Raw genomic sequence first — 17136 nt, 5'->3', positions numbered from 1 at the left:
AAGAAGATGCTCTTGTGGAGCATTTTCTTTATCATGAATGATTTTTTATTTAAAAAAGAGACGATGATAATGGAGACTAACTAAAGTTTATCATGCTTAAAAGTATAAAAAGAGAGAGGAATCTTTAACAAAATAGATAAATATGATTTTGAATAGGTTTAATAATAAATACGATTGTTTTTTAATAAATTAAAAAGATAAAGGGTATCGATAGAGGAACAGATCCTTAATTGAGATAAGAGTTAAGTTCATTGAAAATGTTTTGATACTTCTCATTAAAAATGCTGTTTTTATTCCAGATCAAGGAGAAAGGATGTCGAATTTGAATATTATTGAGATTAAGCTTAATTAAGCTTCCGTCTTCCAGGTCTTTGGAGACAGCAGATTGGTATAGGAAGGTGATGCCACAGGATTGACGAACTGATTCAACAATCGCGTGCATATTTTCAATTTGAATAAGATTTGGAAAATCCTCTAAGGATAGATTTTGCATATTTAGTAGTTGTTCGAAAATCGCAAGCGTCCCTGACCCTGGTTCACGTATGATGAGTCTTTCCTTTTTGAGGTCAGCAAGTTGATGGATAGGCTGTTTAAATGGGTAATGTTGAGAAGCTACGGCGATAAAATTTTCTGATTTTATAATCTGGGTATGATAATGATCTGAATGAATGTGTCCCTCAACAATTGCGAATTGAATACTCCCCTCTTTTAATAGGGAAAGCAAGGTTTCGGTATTAGCATAGCGAATATTAAAATTGATATTGGGGTGGTGATAGATAAATTGACTAATAGCAGGAAGCAATGAGTATTCGCCAATTGTCATGGTCACACCGAAGTTAATCTCTTCTTGTTGGGAAATAGATGCTTGCATTCTTTTCTTTAAAAAAGAATGGTCGCTTTTCATGGTTTCTAAACTTGCTAAAAGCATTTTTCCTGCTTCTGTTAGCTTAAGCTTGTGTTGGTGTCGAATAAATAGTTGACATTGATATTCTTCCTCTAAATATTTAATGTGTTGAGAAACAGCTGGTTGCGTTAAATTAAGCTTTTGACTGGTTCGAGTAAAATTCATCTCTTTACATAATGTTAGGAAAGTTTCAGTTCTAAAATCTAACATAGGGCCTCCCTCTATCTGATATAAATATTTTTTATGAGATCATCACAATCTATCATAACTATTTATGATTATTCTAGCTTATAATGAAGAAGAAAAGAAGGAGTTTTGGAGGGGTAAGATGAATGTTATGCAAAGAAAAGGTCCAGGAATTTTACTATGTTTGTTGGTGGCAGTCCCTGCCTATTTCTTAGGGAAGGTATTTCCTTTGGTTGGAGGAGCAGTGTTTGCGCTTCTTAGCGGAATGTGTGTAGCCCCTTTTCTAAGAAAACAGGCAAAATGGCAAGAAGGAGTTCAGTTTGTTGCTAAGGACATTCTCCAATACGCAGTGGTATTTTTAGGTTTTGGTCTTAACTTGCAAGTGGTTTGGAAGACCGGTAAAGAATCTTTACCCATTATTTTAACGACTATTTCTACGTCCTTGTTAATTGCTTATCTCTTTTATAAAATAGTAGATATTCCTAAGAAAACAGCAATTCTGATTGGGGTCGGCTCTTCTATTTGTGGAGGATCTGCAATTGCAGCTACTGCGCCTGTTATCGAGGCTGAAGAGGATCAAGTGGCCCAAGCTATTTCGGTTATTTTTTTGTTTAATATTTTGGCAGCCTTACTTTTTCCGATGGTGGGTGTCATTTTAAATTTTCCTCAAACTTCGGGGGATAGTTTTGGTACTTTTGTGGGAACAGCTGTGAATGACACATCTTCTGTCACTGCCACTGCTGCAACGTGGGACAGTATGTTTCAGTTAGGGAATCAAACACTCGATAAGGCTGTCACTGTGAAATTGACCAGAACCTTAGCGATTATACCGATTACGATGCTTTTAGGAATGAGCCAATTTTCTAGTCAATCGACTTCTCAAAAGCAAACCTTCCCAACGTTTATTCTAGGTTTTATTGCAGCGAGTTTAGTGACAAGTCTGGTTCTTCTGTTAGGAGGTTCTGAACAATTCTTTTTACCTTTTAAAGTATTGTCTAAATTTTTAATTATCATGGCTATGGCGGCGATTGGCTATAAAACAGATGTGATTAAACTCATACGTGAGGGAGGCAAACCAATTCTATTAGGGTTGTGTTGTTGGTTAGGAATTACGATTATGACTTTATTAATACAGGCGAGATAAATGAAAGAAGCAAGTAAAGAGTCGACACTAATCTGTGTCGACTCTTTATTTATGAACGGGTAATGGAATAATAGATAAGATCGACTCTTTTTTGAAGATATTCATCATAGGCATAGTTTTTTAGCGTTGCATCATAAGACATGCCCGCTTTCCGCATAGCCTGACCTGAAGCAGGATTACTACTCATATAGCGAGCGTAGACTTTGTCAACTTTCACTTGATTTAGCATGTAGTGAATAAAAATTTGGAGAGCTTCGGTGGCGTAGCCTTGATTCCAGAAGGATGAGCCAAAACAATAGCCCATTTCTACTGTTCGATCTTTGATATTAACTTTACAAGCTTCGATCTCTCCAATAGGCTCATGGATATCCTTGAGTTCAACTATCCAATCAAAGCGAAAGTTTTCTGAATAACGTTTCACTTTATAGAGAGCATATTCTTCACTAGTTTGTAGAGTGGGATGGAGGTCCCAGGTCACATACTTCGTTACTAGTGGATCATGAGTCCAATTCTTAAAGATAAAAGGAGCATCTTCTTGGCGGATTTTTCGTAAAATGAGACGCTTGCTTTCAAGTGTTTGGGTACCGATATCCTTCATGGCGGGTTAGCTCCTATACTATTTATTATGGAAGATTCCATTTTTTTGTGGTAAATTGACTACTTCTCAATGATATTAAGCTGCATACTATCACAAATGTTTATTAATTGCGACTATTATTTTTTTTTGTTATACTTACGCATTGATTAGTTTGGTAATGGAGGAGGGAATAGATGTTTTTAGCATGGAAGGAAATAAAGCATGCGAAAATGCGTTATGCTTTGGTGATTGGAATTTTAATTTTAGTAAGTTATTTGGTTTATTTTCTAACTGGATTGGCTTATGGCTTAGCAGAAGATAATCGAACAGCAATTGATAAATGGGATGCAGATGCGATTGTTTTACCAGATGGAGCGAATGTAAATATTAATCGATCTGTGTTAAAGAGTAGTGACAAAGATCAAATCAACGCTGACTCTATTGCAAGTTTAGGTGTAGTCTCTACTGTTCTACAATCCCCTAAAAAAGGAGAAACCGATACAAAGGAAGGGGAAGTGGTGAAAGATATAGCGGATGATAAAATAGAAGTAGCTATTTTTGGGATTAACTCAAATGAATTTATCATGCCTAATCTTATTGAGGGAGAGTCTTTTAGTAAGGACTTTGAAGTTGTGGCTGATATCCGACTTCATGAAGAGTATGGGGTTGAGATAGGCGACGAATTAGCCTTGTTTGGAGATTTGGAAGAAAGTTTTAAGATTGTTGGCTTTACTGAGCAGGCTCAATTTAATGTTCAACCAGTCTTATATGCAACGATTCCTACTTTTCAAGCGATTCGATTTGGAAAAGTGACTGATTCTAAAAATAAAAGTATAAGTGCATTTATTTTACGTCATCATCGCTTAGAAGATATTGAGGTTCAGAATGATGAGTTAAAGGTTTTTTCGATTGATTCGTTTATCAATGAATTGCCTGGTTATATGGCTCAAGTATTGACTTTTGGTTTGATGATTATTTTTCTGATTACGATAGCAGCTGTTATCATTGGAATTTTCATGTACGTCCTAACGGTTCAGAAGATTAGTATGTTTGGGGTAATGAAGGCGCAAGGAATTTCAACTTTTTATATTGCTAAATATGTTGTGAATCAAACTTTCTTATTATCCATTATAGGTTTGGTTATAGGTCTCCTTTTAACTTTGGTGACAGCCTATTTTTTACCTTCTAGTGTTCCATTTTCTCTGAATGTTTTATTTATGGGTGCTATTAGTGTGCTAATCTTGCTTTTTTCAGTTTTGGGGTCTTTATTTTCAGTGTATTCTGTGGCACAAATCGATCCTTTAGAGGCAATTGGATAAGGAGAAAAATGGTGAAAGCAATAGAAGTTAAGAATATAACAAAAGAATTTCAAGATGGAGAGCAAAAGATTGAGGCATTAAAGGAAACTAATTTTTCGGTTGATCAAGGAGAGTTTATAGCAATTATCGGGCCCTCTGGCTCAGGTAAAAGTACCCTGTTAACGATTATTGGAGGGTTGCAGCAACCTTCTACTGGGCAGGTTTTGATTAATGGACAAGCTTTCTCTGATTTAAATTCTCGTGAAAGAACGAAGCTTCGATTTAATGAATTAGGCTTTATTTTACAAGCTTCAAATCTAATCCCATTTCTAGAAGTGGAAAATCAATTGAGGTTGGTGAATAAAATAAAAAAACAACCATTTAATAAGGAGTGGGCTGAATATCTTTATCAGCGACTAGACATTGAAAAGTTAAGGAAAAAATATCCTAGCGATTTATCAGGAGGAGAGCGACAACGAGTAGCAATTGCCAGAGCGCTCTATCATCAACCCTCTGTTATTCTCGCAGATGAGCCGACAGCTTCTTTGGATACTGAGAGAGCCTTTGAAGTAGTAAATATTTTATCGCAAATGACTCGTGAGGAGAAGAAAGCCACGATCATGGTCACGCATGATCAGCGATTGATTGATCAATGTGACAAAGTATATTATATGGAAGATGGAGTTTTAAGACTGCAAACGGAGCATGAAACAATGCAGGCCGATAAAAGCAATTAAATTTTAAGAGAGGTCTATTAAGAAGAATAATAAGTATATTGCTTGATAGGATAAGCGTTTTCTTTTATATTGAGGGTATAACTATCATAAAAAGGAGCGGATTAAGATGGCATTTGATTTTTCAGATCGTGGTAAGAAACCGGTTGTTGAGAATATTGTAGACTGGACAAAAGCTAATGAAAATTTCCGTACAACTGTTTGGACGGGAGAAAAATTACAAATGACTTTAATGACTATTGAACCAGACGATGAGATGGGGCTTGAAGTTCATAAAGGAATCGATCAGCTTTATGTGATTGTATCAGGAAATGGGACATGTCAAGTGGGACCAGCTAAAGATAACTTTGAAGTTGAAACAGAAATTTCAGAATTTTCAGCAGTTTTTGTTCCTGCTAATATGTGGCATAATATCATTAATAAGGGATCAGAGCCTTTAAAGATGTATACTCTTTATTCAGATACAGATCATTTACCAGGTACGGTTCATAAAACTCGTGAAGAAGCAGAAAATGATCCGAATGAGCAACATTAAGATTAATAAGCTCTCTTTAATTAAGAGCACTTTAGAGACAAACTTAATTATATATTTAAGCGGCTTGTTACCTCTTTTAATAGGTAACAAGCCGCTTTTCTATGTGTTTTTGATCGAATATGTTTTTAATATTTTTGATCTATTGTTATAGATGTTTGAACGTCATGAAGATGAGTGAAAGGGATGAATTATATTGGTTGAATATATTGTTTGATTTAAATGAGCATAGATTAATTTTTGATTAAAAAAAGATTAAAAAACAGTTTGACAACGTTTTCTTTTAGGCGTAGTATTAAAATTATAATAATAGAAAAGTGGTGGAATAGAATGGGAATAAACACAGTTTTAGTGGCAGGAGCAGGTGGAGTATTAGGGAGTCAGATAGCTTTTCAAATCGCCTATTATGGTTATAAAGTGATCGCTTACGATATAAATAATGAGGCAATTTTAATGGCAAAAGATCGAATGAATCAATTAGGCAGGGAGTTTATTAGTGAAAATAATGCTAAACAAGAAAATGTTTCGGCCGCAATTGCAAATATGGAATTTGAAATTGACTTAATGGAGGTAGTTCCTAACGCAGATTTAATTATAGAAGCTATTCCAGAAGTCCTATCTATTAAACAAGAATTTTTTGAAAGTATTTCAAAGTTAGCCAAAAAAGAAGCGATAATTGCTTCAAATTCTTCGAGTTTTATCCCTAGCTATTTAATAGATAAAGTTGAGTATCCAGAGCGATATTTGCATATGCATTTTGCAAATAAGATTTGGTTACACAATATTTGCGAAATAATGAAACATGATTTAACTTCTGATAATGTATTTAAAACAATTATTGAGTTTTCAAAAAGTATAAATATGGTTCCGATACCAATAAATAAAGAGCAGCCAGGCTATATTTTAAATTCTTTGTTAATGCCCTTTATTAAATCTGCCTTATTGTTAGTGGTCAATGGGGTTACTGATCCCTATTCAGTGGATAAAACATGGATGATTTCTACCCATACTGATTTTGCGCCTTTTAAAACGATTGATATAGTAGGCCCACAGACTGTTTATAATATTGAGATGAATCAAGCGAATAAAGGAGATGCCGAAGCTCAAAAAATTGCGGATTATATTAAACGTGAGATGATTGATCAAGGGAAAATGGGGCGAACAAATGGTAAGGGTTTTTACAACTATCCCAATCCAGCATACGAATCATCAGATTTTTTGAAAATTTAATATAGTACAACTCAATCTTTTGAGTTATATACTATAATTCAGCTCATTAGATAACAAATGTTATTCTTATTTTGGATGTATATTAATTTAAAGCATTTCATTATATTGATATAAAATAGCCCACCTAAAACATTTTTGAATTTAGGTGGGTGTTTTAAACCTTCATATAAGACGTATAGGTTTCTATTTAAAAATTGACTTTGTTTCGAGATAGTCTTCAATACCATAATGTCCGCGCTCATGACCTAGACCGGACTCTTTATAACCGCCAAATGGAGCAAAGTTATTTTGCCCCGCGCCATTAATGAGCACCATTCCTGTTCTCATTTTTTTGGCAAAATCAAAAGCCTCTTCTTCTGGACCAACAACAGCACCACTTAAGCCATATTTAGTGTCGTTAGCAATGGTTAGAGCTTCCTCAACTGTTTGGTAAGGGATAATGGAGAGCACAGGGCCGAAAATTTCTTCCTGAGCAATGGCCATCTGGTTATCAACTTGGCTGAAAATGGTAGGTTCTACAAAATATCCTTTGTCTGGTAAGGATTTTCCACCTACTATCAATTTTGCTCCTTCGTTCTTTCCTTTCTCAATGAACTCCATGACTTTTTCCTTTTGGGCCATAGATACTAGAGGCCCCATGATAGTATCTTTTTCATTAGGATCTCCTACTTTCAGTGATTGAACATATTTTGTAGCGATTTCTTCAATCTCTTGTAGTCTATTTTGTGGAACAATTAATCGTGATAGGGCTGTACAAATTTGTCCAGTATTGTTAGTTAAAGTATCGATACTTGTTTTTATTGCTAATTCGGGATCTCCGCCTTCGAGTAAAACTAAGGCAGATTTACCACCTAGCTCAAGAACTAAATGTTTAACGGTTGTCTTAGCTTTCTCGAATAGACTTTTGCCAACTTCTGTTGATCCTGTAAAAGAAATAAGGCCTACATCTGGGTGACCAGCTAAATAGGCCCCCATTTGACTACCTGATCCTGTTAATAAATTAAAGACTCCTTTAGGAAAACCAGCTGCTTCTATAATTTCAGTTAAAATGATGGCAGCGGTTGGCGTTTCTGAAGCAGGTTTGACTACAACGGTATTGCCAGCCAAAAGAGCTGAAGTAATTTTTCTTTGGATTTGATTGAGTGGAAAGTTCCAAGGGTTAATGGCGGCTACCACCCCAATTCCTTCCTTGATGATTCGGGCGTTTTCGATTTCTGTTTCAAAATTAATTTTTGATAAAGATTGGATACTGGCCTCGATCTCATCTGCCGAGCGTTCTACTTGATTGTATTCAGCAAAAGAACGAGCAGCTCCCAATTCAACAATAATCGATTGTAGAATTTCCTCTTTTCGTTCTCGAATACCATCTGCTACCTTCTGGAGGTAAGGAATTCGTTCGTCCGGATTTAAAGCGTTCCAGTGAGGAAAAGCATTTTTGGCTGCCTCTACGGCTTTATCAACATCTTTATTAATTGCCATTGGAATCTCTGCGACTATTTCTTCATTAGTTGGATTGATAACGGAACAAATTTCTGTGCCTACACTGTCGACCCATTTACCATCAATAAATAGTTTATAAGTTTTCATTGGTCTCCTCCTTAACCTAATTTTAATCAAATAATAATCTCCTCTATTTAATAGGGTATAAGAATTGTCTAGTGAGTTCAAATAATTGGTCTTTTATGAATAGAGCTTAGATGGTGTTTGAGTCTACTGCTACTATGTGGAACAGGTAGATATAGATGATAATTCAATTAGGAATGGGAAAGAATTTTTCTATTTTTATAATATTATTATTTTTAATAATGTTTACATCATTTTTACGACAACATATATTAATATGACGAAGCAAAACGAGAAAAAATCAAGCGCTTTCAATTGCTTAGATAAGCTTTAGGAGGTATAATTTAATCGTTGCTATTTAATAGTGAATGAGATTAAAACTGGCTTCTTTTTTATTGTTTTTATTATGAGATATTTACTTTATTTAGAAGGGATTTTTTTATGGAAATTTTAGAGCTTCGGGCACTTCGAGGTCCAAATTATTATCATCAACGACCTGTAGTTTTTATGAGATTAGATATAGGTGAACTAGAAGAACGTCCAACAGATACTCTTCCTAATTGTAAGGAAACCCTACATAAAATGATGCCGACTTTGTATGAGCATACTTGTTCCCCGAGAGTGGTAGGTGGCTTTTACCAAAGGGTGGAAAGAGGAACATGGCCAGGACATGTGGTAGAGCATATTGCAATTGAATTGCAATGTTTATTGGGGCATAAAGTAACTTTTGGAAAAACATATACCATGAAAGAAAAAGGCATTTATCAGCTGGTTTATCGCTATCTTAATGAAGAGGTGGGATTACGAGCGGGTGAATTGGCGGTTCAAATCGTTGAAAAACTTTATCGCAATGAATTGTCTGATATTGAAAAGATTTTACATGAATTAAGAACCCTTGAAAAAGAATCTAAGTTTGGGCCATCCACTCAATCGATTGTAGATGAGGCGATTAAAAGAAAGATACCTGTGACAAGACTTAATCAATATAATTATGTTCAATTTGGATATGGTAAAAATCAACGCCGTATTGAAGCAACCTTAATAGATGATACTTCTGCTTTAGGTGTCGAAATAGCAGCTAATAAAGGTCGAACAAAAGAAATTTTGAATCAACATGGCATTCCGGTGGCTGAAGGCGAGACGGTATCAATTGTCGACTCAGCAATCAAATTAGCAAATCGCATTGGTTATCCTTTAGTTGTAAAACCATTAGACGGTAATCATGGAAGAGGTGTTACGACAAATATACAGACTCAATTGGATCTTGTTCAAGCTTTTAAGTTAGCAAATGAAGTGAGTAAAAGTGTTATTGTTGAAAAGTATATAAGGGGAAATGATTATCGCTTATTAGTAATCAATGGCCAGTTCACCGCTTGTGCCTTAAGAAAGCCGGCTCAAGTTGTAGGAGATGGAGAATCTACTATTAAAGAGTTAGTTGATCAATTAAATTTAGATCCTCGCCGTGGAGAAGGGCATGAAGATGTAATGACACTTATCAATATTAATCGAGAAACAGAGCGATTATTGCGCAAGCAAGGCTACAGTCTTCAATCAATTCCCGATGCAGGAGTTGAAATTATTCTGAAATCTACTGCTAATATGAGTTCTGGTGGGACGGCTATCGATGTAACGGATGATGTTCATCTCCATAATCAGACGCTGGCAGAGAGAATTGCGAGAATTGTTGGATTAAACGTGATGGGAATTGATGTTATCGCACCTTCTCTTGAAAAGCCACTGATAAAAGGTGAGGGAGCAGTGGTTGAAGTGAATGCTGGTCCGGGTTTTCGAATGCATTTATCTCCATCTTATGGTAAAGCAAGAAATGTTGGCAAGGCCGTAATGGATATGCTCTTCCCAATAGGCAAAGAATCTAGAATTCCAATTTGCGCTGTGACAGGGACTAATGGTAAGACCACAACAGCTCGTTTAATTGCTCAAGTTTTAAAGCAAGTAGGGAATGTAGTTGGATTGACATCAACAGATGAGGTGTCAATCGATGGTGTGCCAATTTTAAAAGGAGATTATAGTGGGCCGGCTGGAGCTCAAAGTGTTTTATCGGATCCCTCGGTAGATCATGCGGTACTTGAAGTAGCTAGAGGGGGCATACTAAGAAGAGGTTTGGCTTTTGATTGGTGTGATGTAGGTATACTATTAAATATTTCAAATGACCATTTAGGGATAGGAGGAATAGAGACTGTTGAAGATCTTGCTAGATTGAAAGGGTCAGTCACCTCTTCTGTCAAAAAAGCTGGCTATGCTATTTTTAATGCAGACGATCCTGTTGTCATGACTCAAGTAGAGAAGACTAAGGGGCATGTTATTCTATTTTCGATGGACTCTAATCATCCAGAATTAAATGAAAATCTTAAAAAAGGTAATATGAATATAACCGTTAAGCGAAATCAAATTCTTATTCAACGGACACATGGGACGCAAGAGTTGCTGGATTATACGGAACTCCCGATCACTTATAACGGATCGGCAATTTTTAATGTAAAAAATGTCTTAGCTGCTGTAGCTGCGTGTTTAGCATTAGGTGTTAGTGAAGAACAGATTTGTTCAGGGCTTAGAAGTTTTAGTCCTTCGATTCCTCAGTCTCATGGTCGAATGAATGTTATTGATGTTGAAGATTTTAAAGTGATGATTGATTATGGGCACAACCCCGATGCGATTCGTGAAACAGGTCCCTTTCTTAAAAATTTAACTTCAGGTCGGACGATTCGTCATGGATTTGGGGCGGGAAATCGCCGTGAACAAGATTTAATTGAACTTGGGGCTGCTTATGCACCCTATTATGATCATGTTATCATTAGTGACCCTGATAATCGAAAGAGGAAGCCAGGGGAAACAGCCCAACTTATTAAAAAAGGATGTTTACAAGCTGGTTTAAAAGAAGATCAAGTGGAAATCATTGAAGATGAACTTCAAGCAGCTAAAACATGCTTGGAAATGGCTAAGGGTGGAGACTTAGTGCTTCTACAGGCTGATAACATTCAGGGGATGATTCAATTTGTTTTAAAATATAAGAAAGATCGTATGTCTTATTAGTACTGCTAAAAGCAATTCTCTTTATCATAAAATAGTTATCAATATACAATAATTTTATAGTGTGTTAAGTTTAAATTATAAAAGATTTTACTAGGAAAGAATAAGGAGTGATTGTATGTCAAATGAAAAATTACTTGACCCAAGAGACATGTATTATCAGGAAAAATTTCCTGAACAGGAAAGTCAATCGCCAGCTATTCAAAAAGATATGACTCCTCGTCCAGATTGCGGAGAGACTTCTTATAAGGGGAAGGGGCGTCTAGAAGGGCGAAATGCTTTAATCACCGGAGGAGATTCGGGGATTGGTCGGGCAGTTGCAATCGCCTATGCCCGTGAAGGAGCCAATGTTGCGATCCATTACCTTCCTGGTGAAGAAGCAGACGCAGAAGAAGTGAAACAGTTAATTGAAGAAGCTGGACAAAAAGCAAAGATTATCCCCGGAGATTTCCGTAAAGAAGGAGTAGCGAGTCAGGTTTTTGATGAAGCCTATGAAGCATTGGGTCAAATTGACTTATTAGTTTTGAATGCTGCTCAGCAATTTGCTCAAAAGGATCTAGAAAGTTTATCGATGCAGCAAGTAAAGGATACTTTTAATGTGAATGTTATTAGTATGTTTGAAATGGTCAAAACGGCAGAAAAACGCTTGCCAACGGGAGCCAGTATCATTACCACAACCTCGGTACAATCTTTTGATCCAAGTGATACATTAATGGATTATGCAGCAACTAATAGTGCGGTATCTAGTTTAACTGTTAGTTTGTCAACCTATTTTGCTGAAAAGGGTATACGAGTAAACGGTGTTGCGCCCGGACCAATTTGGACTCCACTTCAATTAGATGGGGGTCAATTACCTGGTGGCGTCACTGAATTTGGACAAAAGAGTTTGCTAGGAAGGGCAGGTCAACCCGTTGAGTTAGCACCAGTTTATGTGTTTTTAGCATCCAAAGAGGCTAGTTACGTGACGGGCCAAATATACGGAATTACAGGTGGACAGAATATTAATTTATAATTTTTGAGCCCTAGCTTTTTGAAGTTAGGGTTTTTTAATTAGATTATAGGAGGATATTGTGACACATTATAAAGGTAGAAAAAATTATAAATATTTAAAATATAATGAAATTTTATGCCATTTTTTGTTCGACTGTTCACAAAACGAATAGTCGTTAACAATAGGAAACAGTGAAGATAAGATGTTTAAGTGCTGGGTGATTGATAGTTAAGTCACCATTTTTTTATGATTTTTTTTAAATAGACACATGATTTGGATGCTGATTTAAAAGCTTTTTATTTTTAAGGTATCATAATATTTTGTTTTTATAAAATCCTGATGATATTACTTTATTATGGTGAATATACTTGGTATGATACGATTATAAATAGTTAATGGAGGGGAAAAAATGAAAAAGTCCTTAAAAAAATTACTTGTCCTTGCGCTTAGTTCTAATCTTTTATTATTAGGTTTAGTGGCGGACAATAGTGTGAATGCCCAAGTAACGAATGATACAGAAGAAGTGGACTCAGAAGAAGAAGTAGTAGAATCAGAAGAAAGTGATGATGCTGAAGAGAGCTCAGAAGAAGAAGCTGAATCTTCTGATTCAGAAGAAGATAGTGCCGATGATGGTGAAAAATCAAAACGTGAAGAAAATGATCAGCCATATTCTGATGCAGAATTAGTAGAGTATATCAAGCCTTCAAAAGAATATGATTTGAATAAAGTTTTAACTGTTGATGAAATAGAAGAAGTATATGAAAATATTATGGATGCTATTGAAGAAGACTCTGAACATCTTGATCGTGATAAAATTGTTGAAGTAGCGGGAGAGCCTAATACTGAAAAAGAAGCTTCAAACGGAGAGTTCATGTATTATGTGGCAGTTGAAGATGAGAAAGTAGTTTTCATTGAATTACAAACATATGATAACGAAAATGGTAATGGAGCGGTCCTTTCCAGAATGACTCGCGAGAATAGAACTCCTAAAATGTTCCAAAAAATGGGTATCTTAGAAGATGAATTATTAGATATCTATCAAGCAGATGATGCAGTGGAGCAATTAGAAACATTAGTGGGAGAGCCTGAAATGATTGAAGTTTTCCCGGATGTTTATGATGGAAAAGCTCCAAAAGTAGAATACACATGGCAAGTTATTGGTAATGAAGATATTCCTGATGAAGAAGTTGTGGGAATTGTAGGTGTTGTTGAAGATGATAAGTTAAATAATGTCGAATATGCATTAATGGCAGATGTTAAAGAAGGTATGAGTTCTGAGGAAGACTCAGATTCTGGTGAAGAATCAGAGGAAGAAACTGAAGAAGACTCTTCAGAATCAGCTGAATAATTAAATAGTTAGTAAAAAAGCCGTCCAGATTTATCTGGACGGCTTTTTTAGATGATAGTTTCTTTACGCCATTTGAATTTTCTTTGCATAAAGTTTTGATCAATAAAGTTTTTTATTTCAAAAGGAATACGTCCATAGTGAGAAATATTACGATGATTGAGTATAGCTGTTCGTCCTCCGGTATTAAGAATTGCAAGGTAATCTTTTGGAGGATCAAAATGGCGGAAGTGGTTGTGAGATTGAACTAAATTCATTAAATTATGGTAGTAGATCGGGGAAGCATGGACTGCGTAAACACCAGCCTTAGTTATAAAAGGAAATTTGTCAATATAAATCATATCACCTAAAGCTAAAGCTTGATCTGCGATAAAAAGTTGAGAGTTGGCTTGAATAAAGTTGTTTTGATCAGTGCGAAATCCTTTGAATTCAACTTCTACACCAGTCACACCCAATGCGCAAATAATTAAATTTGCGGTAAAACTTCCCTTATCAGTATAGAGTGTATCTTCCTCAATTTTGTCAATAGAAGTTTTGGCGTAATATTGAATCTTCCTTTTTCCCAGTTGTTGAAGAGCAGTGGTTTGTGAATGAATATTAAAATTAGTAATGGCTTTTTCTTCGCGATTAAATAAAAGTATCTTAGAAGAGGGGCTTGTTTGACGGAGTGCGAACGCGATTTCCATACCGCTTGCCCCGCCTCCTACAATAGCGATAGTAGGATAATGGTGTTTTGATACTTTTTCTTTTAATTTAATGATTTGTTTGGCCGGCTTGACATAATGAATGAGGTGGCTAGAAAAGTTTGGATTTTGACGTCCCGCTGAACCTAAGTCCATGCCTAAGAAGTCATAAGGATAGTCACCATGTCTTCCAGTTACTATTTTTTTATGATGATCAACTTTGGTGATATGATCTTCGATAAAAGTAACACCTGCTTTGTGACATAAGGTTTTAAGGTGATGAGTTACTTTTGTTTCATCATAGATATCTTCTAAATAGCCAGCGATCATACCTGAGTATATGTGTGTTTGACTGTCTGATACTAGAGTGATTTCAATATCTTTCATTTTTTCGTTTATAAGGCGTTTTAGAACATAAACATGACCATGTCCTCCACCTGCTAGAAGTAATCTTTTGCCCATACAATCGCCTCCTAATTCTTATTATAGTAGGTCCTATAAGACACTACAAATTAAGAAAACTAATATCTATTCTTTTATTCAAAAAAGAGGCTTTAACATAAGATAATTATTTCCTTCAGTATTCAATCTTTGCGAATGAATACTGAAAAAAGAGTTAGCCAGTTAAAGAACTGGCTAACTCTTTTGTAGGGCGGTCTCTTGCGAGGCAAATGTTCGGATGATTGATCATTCTTTCAAAAACAAATAACTTATGTCACAGCTTCGAAGAGGGGGGGATTTAATCTCCTTAGTATGGAATTTCAATTTCTCCATTGTAAACTTGATCAACAAAATCCTCATTAATCTTATTCCATAAGTCGAAGGTTGAGTTAACTGATAGGTTAATATGGCTATCCTCTTCTTCGAAATTAAAGTCTAAATCAATATGTTTAAATCGGAGATCGTCTTTATTAAATTCTATAAAAATGGTTTGTTCATATTGACTAGCATCTACTCCGGAGAATGATAGACTATAATGAGATTGAAAGGGACTAAATAAATCGATGTCTGAATCGCTATTCATTAGTACATAAGAATCTTCATTTTCATAAACAGTTAATTCATCCTCGATACTGACAACACTCGCTAGTAATTGGTGAAAATCAGGATTTACAGCAAAATCTCCTTCAGAGAAGTCTTCCCAATCACTATTAGTTTTTGTTCGAGAATAAGAAGCTGAATCTCCTTCTAGTAAGAGCGCTTCGGTATTCTCTGTTTGACCATTGTTATCTGATTCTGTATAGATGTACCCTTCTGTTACTTTTTTCGCCTTATCATAAAAAATATAAAAATCTGCGTAAACAAAGGAATAAGATGTTTCTTCTGGGTTTTGAAGTCGTATATCGAGTTCTGTGAAGGTTTGAACCGATTGAGTATCAGCGTTGGCTGCTTCGATTTCGACTAATAAATCTTCTGCAGAAATACTACTTTCTTTGAGGTCATGGGTTTCTTCAGCGGATAATTCTTGATTTGAATCTTCCTCTTGGGCGGATAAGGGAAGGCTAGTAATGGGACTATATGCAAATAAGGTCAGAGACAGTAAACCAACAAACAACTTCTTCATTCGACCACTCCTTATTCTTGATAGTACTATTATAGCTTAAATGGTTCACGAATTGTACTATATATCAATGGGATCCTAAGTAGCAGGATAATCATCGGGATGGATTGCTTTGACTTTATTGAAGATAGAGACGAATGAGGCGGCGAGCTGTATCCAAAGAATCTAAATTGTTAAGTGTGTGTTCAAATTCTTTATTTTTAAGAGTGTAATGTTGGTCATAATAGGTGAGAATTAAATCTTTAATCACCACTTCGTAATTGTGATGATGCATGAGTTCAATATAGGTATCTCGTCTTTCCTGACTGATTTTGTTCATATTATGGATAGTCGTTAAAATTTCTAATGTTTTTTGGGAGCTGTCTTCATTGATATAGTCTTCCTTAATTCTTTTTATTCGTAAATGAAGGGGTGAATCAATATAGACTTGGTGAGGAGAAGATTTGTAGGCATCATACAGCTTCTTTGGAGTGTGCACTTTTCCAATAGAAGCACTTTCTCCTTCGACAAATATTAAAGGTTGTTGAAAAGATAGTAACTTATGAATAAGCCGTGCTTCGTAATCTTTTTGGCTAGGCTGGTCTCCAAGTCCAATTTGACCAAAATGTGATCCTCGATGATTCGCTAAGCCTTCTAAGTCGAGTACTTGAGCACCTAATTTTTCTAAATAGTGTAGGATTTCTGTTTTACCCGTACCGGTCATCCCATCGAGAGAGATGAAATTAAATTGTTGCGGAAGAACATTAAATTTTTGAAGTAGCCATTGTCGATATGCTTTATAACCCCCTTCTAGCTGGTAGACGGATTCTCCCAATCCCCTTAATAAGCCAAAGATTGATGAAGAACGATAACCACCAGACTTGCAGTAAAAGATAAGACTATGACTTTGACAGAGTTCTTGAACTTTATCGAAATATTCTGGTAAATTTTGGCTCATATAAAGAATGCCTCTTTTTTTAGCGGCCTGAGGCCCAGTTTGTTTGTATAATTCGCCGACTTCTTGATGAGAAAGGTCATCAAGGACAGGGAGGTTAATCGCATCGAGTATTTTCCCAGCAAGATATTCTTGAGGGGTCCTAACGTCAATAAAGAGCGGGTTATCCAGCTGGTAAGCATCCTCCATATTTATAATATATTTCATTAAATCACCTTTGTTTATCAATTTAACTGATAATTATACTCCTACCTGATGACTTTTAAAAGGGAGGAAATTATTTTCGATAAAATTTTACTTGACAAGGTCACAGAGTCAAGCTAGAATGAATTAAATTTTAGATGTCTTTAACCGTGTACGAGATGCATGAAAGATATGAATGGACAAGTCTGTATTTTGGCTTGCT

General features: G+C 35.7%; 14 protein-coding genes. 8 read left to right on the top strand and 6 right to left on the bottom strand.

The annotated features are described in order from the left end of the window. Positions 1 to 226: 226 nt before the first annotated feature. The gene (locus HZY91_RS07230; RefSeq protein ID WP_197115614.1) at positions 227 to 1114 is read right to left on the bottom strand and encodes a LysR family transcriptional regulator; all 888 of its coding nucleotides are present in this window, start codon (positions 1112 to 1114) and stop codon (positions 227 to 229) included. Between the two features lie 118 nt (positions 1115 to 1232). Here HZY91_RS07230 and HZY91_RS07225 point away from each other — a divergent pair, with 118 nt between their 5' ends. After that, on the top strand, positions 1233 to 2234 hold the full coding sequence (locus HZY91_RS07225) for a YeiH family protein (protein WP_197115613.1): 1002 nt from the start codon (positions 1233 to 1235) through the stop codon (positions 2232 to 2234). 49 nt (positions 2235 to 2283) lie between these two features. Here HZY91_RS07225 and HZY91_RS07220 read toward each other — a convergent pair whose 3' ends face one another. Then, positions 2284 to 2832, bottom strand: coding sequence for a GNAT family N-acetyltransferase (locus HZY91_RS07220; protein WP_197115612.1), 549 nt, complete (start codon positions 2830 to 2832; stop codon positions 2284 to 2286). 173 nt (positions 2833 to 3005) lie between these two features. On the opposite strand from HZY91_RS07220, the gene HZY91_RS07215 reads away from it, so the two are divergent. From HZY91_RS07215 to HZY91_RS07200, 4 genes are all read left to right on the top strand, one after another. Then, complete coding sequence (locus tag HZY91_RS07215) at positions 3006 to 4130, top strand: ABC transporter permease (RefSeq protein ID WP_197115611.1); 1125 nt, start codon at positions 3006 to 3008, stop codon at positions 4128 to 4130. Positions 4131 to 4141: 11 nt separating this feature from the next. After that, on the top strand, positions 4142 to 4846 hold the full coding sequence (locus HZY91_RS07210; RefSeq protein WP_197115610.1) for an ABC transporter ATP-binding protein: 705 nt from the start codon (positions 4142 to 4144) through the stop codon (positions 4844 to 4846). A 106-nt stretch (positions 4847 to 4952) separates the two neighbouring features. After that, a complete protein-coding gene (locus tag HZY91_RS07205; RefSeq protein WP_197115609.1) occupies positions 4953 to 5378 on the top strand; it encodes a cupin domain-containing protein in 426 nt (141 codons plus the stop codon). A 327-nt stretch (positions 5379 to 5705) separates the two neighbouring features. Beyond that, complete coding sequence (locus HZY91_RS07200; protein ID WP_197115608.1) at positions 5706 to 6605, top strand: 3-hydroxyacyl-CoA dehydrogenase; 900 nt, start codon at positions 5706 to 5708, stop codon at positions 6603 to 6605. 183 nt (positions 6606 to 6788) lie between these two features. On the opposite strand, the gene HZY91_RS07195 is transcribed toward HZY91_RS07200, so the two are convergent. After that, positions 6789 to 8192: an aldehyde dehydrogenase family protein gene (locus HZY91_RS07195; protein WP_197115607.1), complete on the bottom strand. Its 1404-nt coding sequence runs from the start codon at positions 8190 to 8192 to the stop codon at positions 6789 to 6791. A gap of 417 nt (positions 8193 to 8609) precedes the next feature. Between HZY91_RS07195 and cphA the strand changes: the two genes are divergently transcribed. The 3 genes from cphA to HZY91_RS07180 all read left to right on the top strand — a co-directional run bounded on the left by cphA (position 8610) and on the right by HZY91_RS07180 (position 13555). Beyond that, positions 8610 to 11219, top strand: a complete 2610-nt coding sequence (gene cphA, locus HZY91_RS07190) for a cyanophycin synthetase (protein WP_197115606.1) — start codon at positions 8610 to 8612, stop codon at positions 11217 to 11219. 115 nt (positions 11220 to 11334) lie between these two features. Beyond that, on the top strand, positions 11335 to 12228 hold the full coding sequence (locus tag HZY91_RS07185) for an SDR family oxidoreductase (protein WP_197115605.1): 894 nt from the start codon (positions 11335 to 11337) through the stop codon (positions 12226 to 12228). A 388-nt stretch (positions 12229 to 12616) separates the two neighbouring features. After that, complete coding sequence (locus tag HZY91_RS07180; RefSeq protein WP_197115604.1) at positions 12617 to 13555, top strand: hypothetical protein; 939 nt, start codon at positions 12617 to 12619, stop codon at positions 13553 to 13555. A 47-nt stretch (positions 13556 to 13602) separates the two neighbouring features. On the opposite strand, the gene HZY91_RS07175 is transcribed toward HZY91_RS07180, so the two are convergent. The 3 genes from HZY91_RS07175 to mnmH all read right to left on the bottom strand — a co-directional run bounded on the left by HZY91_RS07175 (position 13603) and on the right by mnmH (position 16937). Next, positions 13603 to 14697, bottom strand: a complete 1095-nt coding sequence (locus HZY91_RS07175) for an NAD(P)/FAD-dependent oxidoreductase (RefSeq protein WP_197115603.1) — start codon at positions 14695 to 14697, stop codon at positions 13603 to 13605. Positions 14698 to 14983: 286 nt separating this feature from the next. Then, entirely contained in the window at positions 14984 to 15799 is an 816-nt protein-coding gene (locus HZY91_RS07170) for a hypothetical protein (RefSeq protein WP_197115602.1), read from the bottom strand. 115 nt (positions 15800 to 15914) lie between these two features. Next, positions 15915 to 16937 carry a tRNA 2-selenouridine(34) synthase MnmH gene (gene mnmH, locus HZY91_RS07165; RefSeq protein ID WP_197115601.1) on the bottom strand — a complete coding sequence of 341 codons (1023 nt, stop codon included), beginning with the start codon at positions 16935 to 16937 and terminating at the stop codon, positions 15915 to 15917. Positions 16938 to 17136: the final 199 nt, after the last annotated feature.

It is taken from the genome of Facklamia lactis, from assembly GCF_015863205.1.
Classification (GTDB): Bacteria; Bacillota; Bacilli; order Lactobacillales; family Aerococcaceae; genus Facklamia; species Facklamia lactis.
This window is presented reverse-complemented; position numbering and strand designations above follow the sequence as displayed.